Genomic DNA, 15,265 nt, shown 5'->3' on the forward strand with positions numbered 1-15,265 from the left:
TTTTTAACCAACTGACTATCTTATTCCCGGATCGGGTGAAAGTCATAAAATGATTATTTAACTTTACTCATGAAATCAGAATCAATTTTGAGCGAATACACAAAATTTTAAACAAGCCCGAAAAAGTCATAGTTTCAGACTTATTCTCTGCATCCCGGTTATTTAAATAATATTCTGGATTCCCCTCACTTTGCTTTTCACCCGGTGCAAGTGTTCCGTCTTCAAAGTAATATTTCGCTGTTGGTGGTAAAGTCATTCCTCGAGCAAAAATATTGGTTATGTTCGTCACTTGATGATCAGTGGAATTTGCAAAACTCGTCCGACCAAAAAAGCTTAACCGGTCACTAATTTTATAATCTCCGTTGATATTAATCGTATATCTTTTCATGTCCGTCTGGATAGCAATACCTTGATTATCTAGAAATCCTAAACTACCACTAAAGGTTGCCTTATCGGTTCCTCCAGACGCAGACACGTAATGATTGTGTGAGACTCCCGTTCGAAACAGAACATCCTGCCAGTCTGTACCTTTATAAATGATAGTCTTAGAAGGATCTACCGGATCAGGCATGCTTTCCCACCCTTCATTTAATTTATGTTCATTTTCAGAAGAAAGATATTGGGTCGTGTAAGCCGTATTCTTTGTGAGGTCATTTCCTGTTCCAAATCCAGAAGCACCAGACAAGCGGAATGATGCATCAGGATAAACATCACGTACAATCATCGCTTTCCGTCCAAAATAAATATAGTCACGCGCATTCGCTAAATCGTATAATTTATTGGGGCTTGAGAACGACAAATTGTAAGAATAATCCACTACAGCTTGACCTATCTTTCCGGATTTCGTTGTGATAACAACCACACCATTAGAACCTCGGGCACCATATATAGCAGTAGCAGCAGCATCTTTCAACACCTGAAGCGATTCTATATCGTTCGAAGATAAGTTATTAATATTAGGCCGTATTACGCCATCTACCACATACAATGGTGAAGCTCCATTGGGGTTGTTGATCGAAGTTCCACCACGGATTATAATCCGGGGCGCAGCACCTGGCTGACCTGATGTACTCTGCACACGAACTCCAGAGACAGCGCCTTGCATAGCTGTAGCGACATTGGCATAAGGGACATTTTCAAGTACTTTTTCATCCAGCTTACTCACCGAGGTCGTTAGCTCCTCTCTGGATTGGGTACCATACCCCACTACGACAACCTCATCCAAGAGTTCACTCCCTTCTTCCATGGTGATCGAAAGATTTGTCTCTCCATCCAATGGAACTTCCATCGTTTTATACCCGATGTAGCTAAACACCAATACACCATTCTGCACATCTACATTATTTAGCGTAAACGCTCCATCAAAATCTGTTGCTGTTCCCACATTGGTACCTTTTACCCGGACATTAACACCAATCAAGGGTTCTCCGGATTGATCGGCCACCGTCCCTGTGACCTGACTGAGATTCTGACCATAACCAACATACACTACCGTCAGTAGTATCAACAGCAAGTATGACCTGATATAGGTTTGTACGTTCTTTTTCATAAGCATGTAATATTAGAAAGTTAGCAATCACATTCAACTCTCCAAATGTAAACCCAAAACTGTTAATAAACTCCTACTATTACACCGCATTTATATACTATTTTTCAAATCTACTATCCGAAACGCATACTCCAATGCAAAACAGAACCCATAGATATATTATTTGGTTATTTCACCCTATCTGCAATATATGTACCAACCCACACCAACCCACACCAACACTATGTAATTATTCACTTCAACAAAACTCATGCTGTCCATGACCGGTCATCACACTTTCAGATTGCACTTCCCACCCTACATCAACGGCTATATAGCCTTTAGATGATAAGATGCTAACATTACCCAAAACAGGGGTCAATTTCCAAATCTGAAAAAAAGTACGCATAAGTTGAAATATCGTATTAGTTACCTCCTAGCAGAAATCTTTTATTTGAAGGTGTAAAAAGCGCCAAGACTCATTTTTTTTACTATTTTCCATTTTTTAGTTTAATCCATAAAAATTAGTACCATGTCAAACCAAAACCAACCTGTCCGAGTCCTAGTGGCCGGATGTGGAAATATGGGCGCATCGCACGCGCTGGCCTACCATCAGATGGATGGCTTTGAAATCGTCGGATTAGTATCCCGGGGAGAAAGCAAAAAAAGACTAAACGAAAAATTGGGCGGCAATTATCCGCTGTATGATACGTATGAGGAAGCACTGAAAGACGCCAAGCCCGATGCCGTGAGCATCAACACCTATCCCGAAACCCACGAACCCTATGCGATTCAGGCTTTTGAAGCCGGATGTCATGTGTTTGTAGAAAAACCACTGGCCAGTAGCGTGGAAGGCGCAGAACGTGTGGTGGAAGCCGGTAAAAAAGCCAATAAAAAATTGGTGATCGGCTATATTCTTCGGCACCATCCCAGCTGGCAAAAATTTGTAAAAATGTCACATCAACTGGGTAAACCACTGGTGATGCGCATGAACCTGAACCAGCAAAGTCAAACCGAAATGTGGACCCTTCATCGAAATCTGATGGCCAGCCTCAGCCCTATAGTGGACTGCGGGGTACACTACATCGACGTCATGAGTCAAATGACTCAAAGCAAACCCGCGCGCGTCAGTGCCATCGGCGCCCGACTCACCGATGATATACCGGAAGACAACTACAACTACGGGCAACTTCAGATCACGTTTGAGGATGGTTCCGTCGGCTGGTACGAAGCTGGCTGGGGTCCGATGATCAGTGAAAATGCATTCTTCATCAAAGATATTTTTGGCCCCAAAGGCTCACTTTCCATTATGGCCAGAGATGCCGGGGGAGAAGGCAAATCTTCTTCCATTGAAGCGCATACCAAGACAGAATCACTGCTCCTGCATCACGCTGAGCTCAATGATAAAGAGGAGTTTGCGAAAGAGGATGAATGGATCGACCTGTCCGATGAGCCCGATCACAACGAACTGTGCAAAAGGGAACAGGAATATTTTCTGGATGCCATCCTTCATGACAAGGACCTTTCACAACATGGCGAAGATGCCGTGGACAGCCTGCGAATCGCATTTGCCTGTGATGAATCCGTACGAACCGGAAAGACGGTCGTGTTGTAGCATTTAGGGCATAGTATATAGAGCTTAGTTTTTGGAGCTTAGAGCTTTGTTCTTTTTTATAAAATACATAAAGGGCCTCCTGGCTTTTTGCCGGGAGGTTCATTTTTGGTCAACGACATCCCAAATTTGAAATTGAATACGATAATACATTAGCCAATGAATCCTCGAAACCATGCCCAGGTAGCCGTCATCACGGGTGCTGCCACCGGTCTGGGTGCTGCGATTGCCCGCCATCTGGCCCAAAAACAGGTCAAGCTGGCACTGTTGGATATCGATGAAAAAGGACTGCAAAAAATAAAGAAGGAACTGCCTGAGGATTGTGCTATTCACACGGTGGATGTCACTGATGAAAACCAGGTTCGAAAAACCGTACAGAAAGTAGAAAGCCACTTTGGCAGCATCGATATTCTGATCAATAGCGCCGGCATCACCGGACAAACCAACATTCAAAGTCATCAAGTGCAGGAAGAAGACCTTCAGCGCGTTTTTGATATCAACTTCAAAGGCTCGTGGCTGATGAGCAAATACATTCTCCCAGGCATGATTCAAAGAGATTATGGCCGTATTCTTCACATCGCCTCGATCGCAGGCAAGGAAGGCAACGCGGGCATGTTGGCCTACTCGGCTTCCAAAGCAGCTGTTATCGGCATGACAAAAGTACAGGGCAAAGAATACGCAGAGACCGGGATCACGGTCAACGCATTGGCGCCAGCAGTGATACGGACAGACATGGTCGCCAAACTACCTCAGGAACAAGTCACATACATGACGGACAAAATCCCCATGAAAAGGTGCGGCACACTGGACGAACTGGCAAACATGGCCGGGTTTATTGTTTCTCCAGAAAATAGTTTTGCGACCGGATTTTGCTTTGATTTGAGCGGAGGAAGAGCAACGTATTGATGGTGAATGGTGAATGGTTGATTGTTGATGGTTAATGGTGGATGGTTGATGATTTGTCCCAAAGCGGAGCGTGCAAGTACGACCGCAGAGCGGTCCAAGTTTATTAGCAACCGGACCAAAAAATACTTTTGACCGTAGAGCGGTCACAGAATGCACGAATCAGATGGGCTAGACTGGAGGGTATCCAATCAGCTGTGTCAATAAAATTTAGTATAAATTAATTGAAATCAAAATTACAAACCAACAACACGCTATGACCAAAAGTGAAGATCACCAACGACCAATGCCTCGCGACATCCCAATCGGCGTCGTGGGTCTGGGCCTCATGGGCAGCAGCATCTGTGTATGCCTTTTAATGGCCGGCCACCCGGTCGTGGCGGTCGCTCCATTGCCCATTGATCTGGAGCATGCCCGTCCCCGCATGATCAATCATCTGGAACACGCCCGGGAGCACAATCTGATCGATCAGACACCGGAAGAGTTCATGAAGAACCTGGTAATCACAGAGGACTATTCAGAGTTAAAACCCTGCAAGATCGTATTGGAATGCACCATTGAAGATGTATCCATTAAAAAGTCCGTTTATAATAAAATCGAACCGCACATCGCATCCGATGCGTTGCTGACCAGCAATACCTCAGCCATTCCGATTACCCAACTCCAGCAGTTAACCCGGCATCCGGAGCGCTTTTTCGGACTTCACTGGGCGGAACCCTCCCACACCACACGGTTTTTGGAAATCATCTGCGGTGACCAGAGCAATATAGACCAGGGAGAATACCTCTATGAACTTTCACACCAATGGGGAAAAGAACCCATTCTGGTCCGGAAAGACATCCCCGGGTTCATCACAAACCGACTGATGTATGCGATGTACCGGGAAGCGATACACCTGGTCGAAAACGGCTACGCGACCGTAGAAGATGTGGATCGGTCTTGCCGGAACAACGCCGGTTATTTTATGACTCTGGTAGGTATTTTTCGCTGGATGGATCTGACCGGGGTAAAGGCCTATCACACCGTTATGAAGGACCTCTTACCTACCCTGCACAACGGAACGGAAGTCCCCAAATTAATCGATGACATCGTCCGGTCCGGGGGAAATGGGATTTCCAATGCCAATGGATTCCATGACTACACCGAAGAGGAAGCCCGGGAATGGGAAAAAGTATTTACCGAGTTCACTTACAAAATCCGGGAGCTGGCACTCCAGTACCCCGCAGACATCGTCCAACAAAGATTGAATCAAAAAAAGACAAACCATGAGTGATCGAAAAAGCAACACCCAAAGACCATTGATCATCGATGCCCACCTCGACCTGGCCATGAATGCGATTGACTGGAACAGAGATCTCCGGCAAACCGTGCAATCCATCAGAGACCGCGAATGGGGCATGACCGACAAAATGGACCGAGGCCTTGGCGTGGTTTCATTACCAGCTCTCCGGGAAGGACGGATCGGCGTCGTAGTGGCCACGCAGATCGCCCGATATGTCGCCGAAGACAGTGAACTCCCCGGTTGGCATTCACCCCACCAAGCCTGGGCACAAAGCCAGGCGCAGTTAGCGTGGTACCGGGCTATGGAAGCCGAAGAAGAAATGGTACAGATCACAAACTACCTCGATCTCGAAGATCATGTCGCCCTTTGGGAAGATGCGACGATACCAGATCAGGAGAAACCCATTGGTTACATACTAAGCCTAGAAGGAGCAGACTCCTTGATCACCCTCGACATCCTGGAACGATCCTACGAAGATGGGTTAAGAGCATTGGGACCGGCACATTACGGACCGGGGCGGTATGCAGATGGCACGGGCAGATCCGGCCCATTGCACGAATCCGGCATCGCACTGCTCAAGAAAATGGACGAATTGGGTATGATCCTGGACGTAACCCACTTAACCGATGAAAGCTTTGATCAGGCGCTTGATCTCTATCAGGGCCCCGTATGGGCCAGTCACCACAACAGCAGAACCCTCGTCGACCATCAGCGTCAATTGACTGACGATCAGATCCAACGATTAATCGACCGAGATGCCGTGATCGGCGCCTCACTGGATGTCTGGATGATGGTCTCGGGTTGGGTGCGCGGCACCTCAGACCCCCGAAAAGATGGTGCTCCGCTGGAACGAATCGTGGATCATTGGGATCACATTTGTCAAATAGCCGGAAACACCGATCATATTGCTATAGGCAGTGACCTCGATGGGGCTTTTGGGAAAGAACAAAGTCCTTATGATCTGGAGACCATCGCCGATTTGCAAAAGTTCCCGGGTTTACTTCAAAATCGAGGCTACACAGAAGAAGACATCCAAAAAATAATGAATGGAAACTGGCGCCGCTTCCTGAAGAAAGCGTGGAAATAAAATACGCGGGACGTTTTGGTTTGACCGATTCGATGGGTTAGTAAAAATAGACAATATCGATGAAGCAAACACAGGCATAGCCATAGTAGCTATGGCGTGTATTGATGATGAAGAGATTGGCCATTTTTACTCTCAGAAATCGGTTGAAATCAAGCGTACTGGGTATAAAATAATACCTGTTTTCCATACGATAGTAGTATTGACGGCATCAAAAGTAAGATACCTTTGAGAATTAGGATTCATTGTCCAGGAACACATGCTTCTGTATGTAGTTAGCACTTGAGATCATGTAATCCCAGAGGTGTTATGCTCCGTCATGTATGGCGGGGGTTGGAAAGACAAAACTTAACATTTAAATAGACAGCAACATGAAAAAAGTAATTCATCCAGAACGCGCAGAAGGATTTGTAACGGGAGCATATTCAGACGGACTGATCGTCGATGGCATTGTATACGTCAGCGGTCAAGCCTCTGTGGACTTTAAGACCTCCAAATTCGAATTGGGGACCATCGAAGAAGAAACCCACCGAACCATGCAAAATCTCAAAGCTATATTGGAAGCAGCGGGTTCATCCTTGGACCAGGTCATCAAATGCACCGTTCACCTGGCTGACATCAATGATTTTGATCGGTACAACAAAGTCTACGGGTCTTACTTCGGAGAGACCAAGCCAACCCGTACCACCGTGCAGTCTGTTTTGGCCGAAAATCTAAAGGTAGAGATTGATTGCATCGCCAAAGTTTCCTGATTAACCAAAAGTGAATCATACGTTTTGACACATCCCTTAAAACGCAATCAGAGCACCAATGAGACACTCTGCCCGCGAAAAAAAGTGACCGAATTGCCGGTAGGCCTCGTCGGACTGGGACTCATGGGCAGCAGCATCACGACCGCATTCGCGGTATCGGGCTATAAAGTGATCGCCGTAGCTCCGGTCGCGCAGGATCTGGCACATGCACCAGGGTACCTCAAAGAGCAATTGATACACGCGGAGACCCTGGGCATTTTGGAGCATCCGGTGGATTATTACCTCGACCGAATAACGCTCACGGAAGATTATTCCGCTCTTCAGGATTGTTCTCTGGTTCTGGAATGTGTCATCGAAGACCGAAACATCAAATCGGACATCTATCGTAAAATCGAGGCACAGGTTTCGGAAACCACCATTATCGGGACGAATACATCGGCCATCCCAATCAGCTCACTGCAGCAGTACCTGCGTATTCCGGACCGGTTTATGGGCATCCATTGGGCAGAACCAGCCTATGCGACCCGATTCCTTGAAATAACCTGTGGGTCAAAAACGGACCTCCGCAAAGCGCAGTGGGTCAGCGAATGGGCTGAAGACTGGAATAAAGAACCCACTTTGCTTCAGAAGGACATTCGGGGATTTATCACTAACCGGCTCATGTACGCGGTGTACCGCGAAGCACTGAACATCCATGAAAAAGGCGAGGCGACTCTGAAAGATCTAGACAAAGCAGCACGCTATGATATGGGGTCGTGGGTTCCGGTCATGGGTATTTTCCGTCGCATGGATTATATGGGTATCGCCAACGAAGGTGAAATGGTGAAAAAGCTGCTTCCTCTACTTTCTGCCGCCACGCACAGACCTTCGATTATGCAACCCATGGTGGATCAAAAACTCAGAGGGATTCACTCCGGAGCAGGCATGTATTCTTATACCCAAGAGGAAGCAGCGCAATGGAAGCAGGCATTCAACCAGTTTAACCGGGACATGTATTTTCTTTCAGATAAATACTCAAAAAAAACTTCTTCCGAAATCGAAGAAATAAAATCAATATGAAAAATTTAAATCACGACAAATCAGCAGCCCTCCTGGAAAGATCCAAAAAAGTTCTGGCCGGCGGGGTCTCGTCTGAATTCAGAAAATACAACTATCCTCACGCCCTGTTTTATACGCACGGTAAAGGGAGCCGCCTTTATGATGTAGACGGGAACGAATACCTCGACTTCACACTGAGCCAGGGCCCCCTCATCTTGGGTCATTCCAATGAAGAATTACTTCAGGCCATCGATGAATATTCGAGAGAAGGGCAACTGTTTGCCGGTCAGCATATCCGAGAAATTGAGCTGGCAGAAAAAATCAATAAGTTGGTCCCTTCGGCCGAGTTGATGCGATTTAGTCTGAGTGGATCGGAAGCGGTGCAGACCGCTTTCCGGATTGCCCGAGCCAAGACGGGGAAACACAAATTTTTGCGGTTTGAGGGCCATTATCACGGTTGGCTGGACAATGTGGCCTGGGGTCTTTCCATTCCGGAAGATAAAGACCTCGGATCCCGATCTGCACCCAATGTATTTCCCTGGACAGAAGGGTTACCGGCACACACCAGAGATGAATTTGAAATATTGCCGTGGAACGATCTGGAACTGGTTAAACAACTGTTGGAAAAAAACCATGGTGAAATTGCGGCCATCATCACCGAACCCATTATGTGCAATAAAGGGTGTATTCTTCCCCGAGAAGGTTATTTGGAAGGGTTGCGTGAATTGTGCACCCAATACAATATCGCTCTGATTTTCGATGAAGTGATCACCGGATTTCGAATTCACCTGGGTGGTGCGCAGACTTATTTTAACGTCACCCCGGATCTTTCTATTTTTGCCAAAGCACTGGCCAGTGGCTATCCTCTAAGTGCCGTTGCAGGAACCAGGGAATGGATGGATGTCGTCGTGGAAGGTCGTGCTCTCCATGCCGGCACTATGAATTCCGGAAATGCACCGGTCGCTGCTGCGCTGGCTACCCTGTCTATTTTGGAGCGCGATCAGCCCCACGATCGAATGTTTGCGTACGGCCAGAAATTAAAAAAGGGCATCCAGTCTGCTGCAAAAAAATACGGCCACAATCTATTGGTCACAGGTCCCGGTCCCATGTTGTGCATGGGCTTTACAGATCAAACTGAAATTCACGACTTCAGAGACACGCTGACTTTTGACACCGGTAAACTTAAAAAGCTGATCGCTGCACTGAATCAGGAAGGGGTCCGGGTGATCGGACGGGGATTGTGGTACATCAGCGCTGCCCACACGGAAGCGGACATCGATCATGCCATACAAACGATCGATCGTGTTTTATCGAATTTTGATCACTAAACCTTCCTGATGAATACATCTTCCAAATTCAGTAAAGATCAAACTATTCTGCTTGCAGGACATGGTCGGTCCCTGGCCAGTATTGCGGCTTGCGTGGTGAGTTCCGACCCTTCCCTGGTTATCGTGACCGAGCATCCATCCGACGTCAAAATCACCGTCAATCAACACCTCACGGATCTTCATCAATACGCCGGTAAAGAAAAACAAACCAGTTTTCGCATTACACAGGACTGGCCCGATGACTACTCACCGACTATAGCAATCCTTACCGGTTACACAGAACTGGCGACATTGAGCCCATTGATTGAGAAACTGGAAAGGCAATCAAATAACGTGATTATAGCTGTAGCCACCGATCATATCCCACTGCATATCCTGCAGAAAATCACTGCGCGTCCGGAAAACATTGTCGTGGTCAATTGGGCGGAACCGGCGCACACCACATTTTTTTTGGAAATAGTGCACAATGAAGTATCAAACCCGGACATCATAGACCAGTTAAAGGCGATGGGTATGGAACAATGGGCCAAAGACCCCTACACCGTTCACGCTGAACTCGGAATAAGAGGTCGCATGAACACCGCCATGCTGCGAGAAGCACTCTTTTTAGTTGAAGAAGGCTATGCCAACATAGAGGACATTGACCGCGCTTGCCGGAACGATGCCGGAACTTATTTACCGTTTTCGGGCCATTTTCAGTATATGGATCTGATGGGCACCTACGCCTATGGAGTAGTGATGGAAAAGCTCAATAAAGAGTTATCAAACGCCACGGTACCCCCTGCATTTTTCACTGATGTTCTTCAAAATAATGCCCCAGGCATGCAAGGCGGTAAAGGATTTTACGACTATTCAGAAAAGGAAGTGGAAGTCTGGGAGGAAAAAATGAGGAAGTTTAGTTTTGAAATAAAGAAGTTAATGGAAACATACTTTTAGAATTATGAATTGTTAATGCTTAATTCTTAATTCAGACGTGGTACCCAAAACCACTTTACGACAATCCGAAGAATTTATATTTTTTAATGCTTAGTTTTTAACTGTATAAAAATGCCTAATCAGCCGGAGAAATCCGAACATCGAAAACGGTTTATTATTGACGGCCATCTAGACCTGGCTATGAATGCCATCGAATGGAACCGGGATCTACGTCAACCGCTCGAAGATATTCGAGTCCGGGAAATGCACATGCCCGATAAACCAGACCGCGGCAATGGCACCGTTTGTTTACCAGAGCTTCAAAAAGGCCGAATCGGTCTTGTGGTAGCCACACAGCTATCTCGGTACACACCCCCCGGGAGCAAACTGGCCGGCTGGCACTCCCCCCAGCAGGCTTGGGCCATGACACAGGCCCAACTAGCCTGGTACCGGGAAATGGAAGCTTTGGGATTAATGGTGCAAATCACGAATCTGACCGAACTAGATAAGAATCTGCAGGTATGGGAGGATGATTCCACGTCAGATCAGGAAAAGCCCATCGGTTATATTCTCAGTCTGGAGGGTGCCGATTCCCTGGTGGATGTTTCCTATCTGGAAAAAGCGTGCAGGTATGGGTTGAAAGCAATCAACTTGTCTCATTTCGGTCCGGGACGCTATGCGCCCGGGACCCGATTGGAAGGTGGATTAACCAGCCTTGGAAAAGAGCTGATCGACGAAATGAACCGACTAGTGGGGACTTCGGACCAATTGATTCTGGATATTACCCATCTGACCGACGCTGGATTTGATGAAGCACTGGAGCGGTATCAGGGTCCGGTATGGGCAAGCCACCACAATGTACGGAAGATCGTTCCCAATCAACGTCAATTGACCGACGAACAGATCCAGCGATTGATCGAACGCGATGCCATTATTGGCGGGATGCTGGACTGCTGGGCCATGGATCTCCGTTTTATTGACACGGTTTCGGACCCCTGGCAACTCGATATTCGTTTGGAGCATTTGATCGATCACTGGGATCACATTTGTCAAATCGCCGGAAACAGCAACCACATTGCGATTGGCAGCGACCTGGACGGGATTTTCGGAACAGAACAGTCGCCCTGGGATATGAACTCGATAGCGGATCTTCAGAAGTATGATGGTTTGTTATCACAGAGAGGATACGCTGATGAAGATATTGACGCCATTTTTCATGGAAACTGGTTGCGGTTTCTGAGAAAAGTATGGGATTAAAATTAATTGATTATGATCATAGAAACTGCTGATTTATTCTATAATTATTTAGATAAGAGGCATTCCTCTAATGCACAGGAAACAAAGTTCATGGAACAATGTAATCATCAAATCTTATTATCATTTCAACTTTGTCATGACACACAGTTGAGCAAAAGTCTAGAAAAAATGACAAGAACTCAATAACCAAGAACAGAATAACTGAATAACTGAATAACTAATCATGGCTATTAAAAATCAATTGTACGCAGGTGCCGCGCAAGTAGACATCACCCCGTCTTTGGGCACGCGGATCAACGGGGATTTTGTCACACATTTTGCCACCCACATCCATGATCCACTTTATGCCAAGTGTCTGATTCTCAAAAACGATCACGAAATACTGGCTTTTGTCATTGTGGACATTTGTACCATGTCTCAGACTTTTATGGACGAGGTGAAAGTTAAGATCAATAAACAGACCCATATTCCTTTACGAAACATCCTCATGGCATGTACTCACACCCATGCGGCGGGTGCGATCGAAGAGGTGCACCTTGGCGCTTTAGATATGGCTTATAGAAGACAATTGGCCAGCCAGATTCCAAAATCGGTCACTGAAGCGCTTGACAAAATACAACCCGCGGAATTTGCCTGGGGACACCTCCATGTACCGGACCACGTACTTTGTCGACGGTATCACATGTCGGACGACTACACCCCGGTTAATCCGGTGACGGACCAGGAAGATCAGATTAAAACAAATCCTTTTGGTTTGGAAAAATGGATTGACCGACCGGTTGGCGTGACCGATCCGGAAGTGTATTATATGGCCGTACGCAACCTGGACGGAGAATGGATTTCAGTATTAAGCAACTATTCCCTCCATTACGTCGGTGACTGGGAAAACGGGACCATTACCGCGGATTATTTTGGAGTTTTTGCTCAGGCAGTGAAAGAAAATCTAAATGCCGGAGAGGATTTTGTGGCCATGATGACGAACGGGACCAGCGGGGATATCAATATTTGGGATTTCGCAGGTGAAAAATCATATCCTGCCGCTCACTTTAAAAAAAGTCATCTCATCGGAACAGATATAGCCCGACAGGTGGCCGAAAACCTTGTAGGAAGGACATCGTGGAAAAAATCTGTTGCGCTTGAAATGAAAAATAATTCATTGAGTCTTGGTGTTCGAAAACCGGATCAAAAAGCACTGGACATGGCGAAAAAGATAGTCAAAGAAAGTGATTATGAAAATTTTGTATATTCCGATGCTGGTTTGCGAAAAGCCTATGCGCGGGAACAAGTCCTGCTGAATGACGAGCCGGATGAACGTACAGCTCCGCTGCAAGTGATCCGCATCGGCGATTTGGTCATTGGTGCTTTACCCGGCGAATTTTTTGCCGAAACCGGACTGAACCTAAAAAATGAAAACCTTTCAAAAGGATACTTTACGATCTGTCTGGCCAATGGAAACGTGGGATATGTTCCTCCAGCGCATGAAATAGAAATGGGCGGCTATGAAACCTGGCGGTGCCGCTACAGCTGCCTGGAGGAAAATGCGGAAGAAAAAATATTTGCACGGATGAAAAACACCATAAAAGAAATAACCGCTTCAACTTAAACTTACAACCATGAATAATTCCTGGTATACCATAGAAAACATGGATCATGTCGATTCACCGGCTTTGGTCGTCTATGTCGATCGTGTTCGAAAAAATATTGAAACCCTCCTTGGGATGATCGATGACGTTCAGCGGCTTCGACCTCATATCAAGACCCATAAATCCCCGGATATTACCAAAATGCTCTTGGAAGCCGGCATTACAAAATACAAATGTGCGACCATTGCCGAAGCGGAAATGCTGGGACAGAGTAAAACACCGGATGTGCTGCTGGCTTACCAACCGGTCGGACCAAAAATTGATCGTTTGGTGAAGCTCATTCAGCGCTATCCGGAAACGAAATATTCTTGTCTGGTCGATAACACTGATTCAGCGAGAGCCATCGCAGATAAAGCCAGGATCAAGGGTGTGACCATCCCGGTCTATATCGACCTCAATGTTGGCATGAACCGCACCGGTATCTCCCCCGGTGATAAAGCAATCGAATTGGTCCGACAGATCGAGTCTTTGGATGGCATCCAGGTGGTTGGATTACACGTCTATGACGGACACATCCGTTCGACGGACTACATAGAGAAAAAGAGACAGTGCGATGCGAGTTTTGCGCCGGTTCAAACAATGAAAAATCAATTGGCTGAAGAGGACATACATCTGACCATCGTAGCCGGTGGATCGCCCACTTTCCCTGTGCATGCGAACCGGAGCGACGTAGAATGCAGTCCGGGTACTTTTGTGTATTGGGACAAGGGGTATCAGGAGACCTGTCCCGAGCAGGATTTTCTGCCCGCTGCCCTGGTGATCAGTCGGGTGATATCGCATGTAAAAGAAAATAAGTACTGTCTCGACTTGGGGCACAAATCCATTGCGCCCGAGAACCCGTTGGAAAGACGGGTCCATTTTTACAATGCACCTGAACTGACCTTTAGCGGACAAAGTGAAGAACACCTGGTCGTAGAGAGCCCGGAGGATCAGAAACTATCCGTCGGCGATGTATTATATGGGGTGCCGATTCACATTTGTCCGACGGTCGCTTTGTACGACCATGTCTTAGTCGTGGAAGATTCCAGGGTGGTTGACAGCTGGAAGGTAGTTGCCCGGGATCGGAAACTGACGGTGTAGCTGTTGCGGGACTCCGGGATGCGAGAGTTCTCCCAGCGGGATCTCCATCGAGCAGTTCTTGAGTAAAGTCGTTTTATGAATCAAAAGTCAAACGTCACCCAAAATTTGGCTATGTAATAGGCCCAATTTTGGGGTTTAAGTAATTGTCACACTGTGTATTATGTGTCACAATAGATTGACATGGTGAATAAAGCGGGTTATAATCAGTACAGATACATTGGTACGAGAATGAAAATAACCCGGCTTTCCATTTGTTTCTATAATGGCTGAACTCTTTCGCTTTTACTTTAAAGAGAAACGATGGATAAAATGAAAGCCGGTAGTATTCATAGCACTCTATGGCCCCCCTCTTTAAAGAGGGGCTGGGGGAGTTCAAAAAAGAGTATTGGCAAAATACTTACGGTACAATATGCCGAATCCATACCTGGTTTGATATCTCCATCGAACGTTTCTCAGTAAAGCATCTTTAGCAGGTCTTTTTATGAGAAACGTGTATTTTTCATACCGTAAATTGCGAATTATGCCGCAATGTTACCGGATATTCCGTTGAAATACCATTTGTATTTGATAATGCCGTATAAGATTTTGTTAATATTCAAAGATTGTCGAGGAAAAAAGCGGAGGTATAGCTGGAGTTACACCGAGTATTTTTGACGAAGAGAATCGAAGAATATTTGGGACTGTAAAGTATTTTGTGTATAGCCCCCCGCCCCCGGCCGGGGGCGGGGGGCTGAAAAATTTTTTTTACATTTTTCCGCCCCCGATCATTGGGATTCATGATTTGTAAATCTTATATTAAAAATTATGAAGAACCAAAAAGTAGACGAGTTACTAGACTCAATT

Annotated in this window: 12 protein-coding genes; 11 read left to right on the top strand and 1 reads right to left on the bottom strand. The window is 46.3% G+C overall.

The window, feature by feature from the left end; translation table 11 throughout:
* Window positions 1-67 precede the first annotated feature (67 nt).
* On the bottom strand, window positions 68-1,549 hold the full coding sequence (locus KUV50_RS19050; RefSeq protein WP_222581805.1) for a SusC/RagA family TonB-linked outer membrane protein: 1,482 nt from the start codon (window positions 1,547-1,549) through the stop codon (window positions 68-70).
* A 511-nt stretch (window positions 1,550-2,060) separates the two neighbouring features.
* Between KUV50_RS19050 and KUV50_RS19055 the strand changes: the two genes are divergently transcribed.
* The 11 genes from KUV50_RS19055 (at window position 2,061) to KUV50_RS19105 (ending at window position 14,422) form a co-directional block, all read left to right on the top strand.
* Window positions 2,061-3,143 carry a Gfo/Idh/MocA family protein gene (locus KUV50_RS19055; RefSeq protein ID WP_222581806.1) on the top strand — a complete coding sequence of 361 codons (1,083 nt, stop codon included), beginning with the start codon at window positions 2,061-2,063 and terminating at the stop codon, window positions 3,141-3,143.
* Between the two features lie 156 nt (window positions 3,144-3,299).
* Window positions 3,300-4,046 (top strand): SDR family NAD(P)-dependent oxidoreductase, encoded by a 747-nt coding sequence (locus KUV50_RS19060; protein WP_222581807.1) that lies wholly within the window; start codon window positions 3,300-3,302, stop codon window positions 4,044-4,046.
* A 253-nt stretch (window positions 4,047-4,299) separates the two neighbouring features.
* Window positions 4,300-5,316: a 3-hydroxyacyl-CoA dehydrogenase family protein gene (locus tag KUV50_RS19065; RefSeq protein WP_222581808.1), complete on the top strand. Its 1,017-nt coding sequence runs from the start codon at window positions 4,300-4,302 to the stop codon at window positions 5,314-5,316.
* A complete protein-coding gene (locus KUV50_RS19070) occupies window positions 5,309-6,412 on the top strand; it encodes a dipeptidase (RefSeq protein ID WP_222581809.1) in 1,104 nt (367 codons plus the stop codon). Before KUV50_RS19065 ends, KUV50_RS19070 begins: the two co-directional genes overlap by 8 nt.
* Window positions 6,413-6,780: 368 nt before the next feature.
* On the top strand, window positions 6,781-7,161 hold the full coding sequence (locus KUV50_RS19075) for a RidA family protein (protein ID WP_222581810.1): 381 nt from the start codon (window positions 6,781-6,783) through the stop codon (window positions 7,159-7,161).
* 24 nt (window positions 7,162-7,185) lie between these two features.
* On the top strand, window positions 7,186-8,220 hold the full coding sequence (locus KUV50_RS19080) for a 3-hydroxyacyl-CoA dehydrogenase family protein (RefSeq protein ID WP_222581811.1): 1,035 nt from the start codon (window positions 7,186-7,188) through the stop codon (window positions 8,218-8,220).
* A complete protein-coding gene (locus KUV50_RS19085; RefSeq protein ID WP_222581812.1) occupies window positions 8,217-9,527 on the top strand; it encodes an aspartate aminotransferase family protein in 1,311 nt (436 codons plus the stop codon). Before KUV50_RS19080 ends, KUV50_RS19085 begins: the two co-directional genes overlap by 4 nt.
* 9 nt (window positions 9,528-9,536) lie before the next feature.
* Entirely contained in the window at window positions 9,537-10,463 is a 927-nt protein-coding gene (locus KUV50_RS19090; protein ID WP_222581813.1) for a 3-hydroxyacyl-CoA dehydrogenase family protein, read from the top strand.
* A gap of 111 nt (window positions 10,464-10,574) precedes the next feature.
* The gene (locus tag KUV50_RS19095; RefSeq protein WP_222581814.1) at window positions 10,575-11,699 is read left to right on the top strand and encodes a dipeptidase; all 1,125 of its coding nucleotides are present in this window, start codon (window positions 10,575-10,577) and stop codon (window positions 11,697-11,699) included.
* 223 nt (window positions 11,700-11,922) lie between these two features.
* Window positions 11,923-13,302 (top strand): neutral/alkaline non-lysosomal ceramidase N-terminal domain-containing protein, encoded by a 1,380-nt coding sequence (locus tag KUV50_RS19100; RefSeq protein ID WP_222581815.1) that lies wholly within the window; start codon window positions 11,923-11,925, stop codon window positions 13,300-13,302.
* A 10-nt stretch (window positions 13,303-13,312) separates the two neighbouring features.
* Window positions 13,313-14,422, top strand: a complete 1,110-nt coding sequence (locus KUV50_RS19105) for a D-TA family PLP-dependent enzyme (protein WP_222581816.1) — start codon at window positions 13,313-13,315, stop codon at window positions 14,420-14,422.
* The last annotated feature ends 843 nt before the right edge of the window (window positions 14,423-15,265 follow it).

The sequence above is a fragment of the Membranihabitans marinus genome, from assembly GCF_019802045.1.
Lineage (GTDB): Bacteria > Bacteroidota > Bacteroidia > Chitinophagales > Saprospiraceae > Membranihabitans > Membranihabitans marinus_A.

Bases quoted from the DNA above. Each gene is read 5' to 3' on its own strand.
- KUV50_RS19050 (WP_222581805.1), bottom strand. From the start codon at position 1,549: ATGAAAAAGAACGTACAAACCTATATCAGGTCATACTTGCTGTTGATA.
- KUV50_RS19055 (WP_222581806.1), top strand. From the start codon at position 2,061: ATGTCAAACCAAAACCAACCTGTCCGAGTCCTAGTGGCCGGATGTGGA.
- KUV50_RS19060 (WP_222581807.1), top strand. From the start codon at position 3,300: ATGAATCCTCGAAACCATGCCCAGGTAGCCGTCATCACGGGTGCTGCC.
- KUV50_RS19065 (WP_222581808.1), top strand. From the start codon at position 4,300: ATGACCAAAAGTGAAGATCACCAACGACCAATGCCTCGCGACATCCCA.
- KUV50_RS19070 (WP_222581809.1), top strand. From the start codon at position 5,309: ATGAGTGATCGAAAAAGCAACACCCAAAGACCATTGATCATCGATGCC.
- KUV50_RS19075 (WP_222581810.1), top strand. From the start codon at position 6,781: ATGAAAAAAGTAATTCATCCAGAACGCGCAGAAGGATTTGTAACGGGA.
- KUV50_RS19085 (WP_222581812.1), top strand. From the start codon at position 8,217: ATGAAAAATTTAAATCACGACAAATCAGCAGCCCTCCTGGAAAGATCC.
- KUV50_RS19090 (WP_222581813.1), top strand. From the start codon at position 9,537: ATGAATACATCTTCCAAATTCAGTAAAGATCAAACTATTCTGCTTGCA.
- KUV50_RS19095 (WP_222581814.1), top strand. From the start codon at position 10,575: ATGCCTAATCAGCCGGAGAAATCCGAACATCGAAAACGGTTTATTATT.
- KUV50_RS19100 (WP_222581815.1), top strand. From the start codon at position 11,923: ATGGCTATTAAAAATCAATTGTACGCAGGTGCCGCGCAAGTAGACATC.
- KUV50_RS19105 (WP_222581816.1), top strand. From the start codon at position 13,313: ATGAATAATTCCTGGTATACCATAGAAAACATGGATCATGTCGATTCA.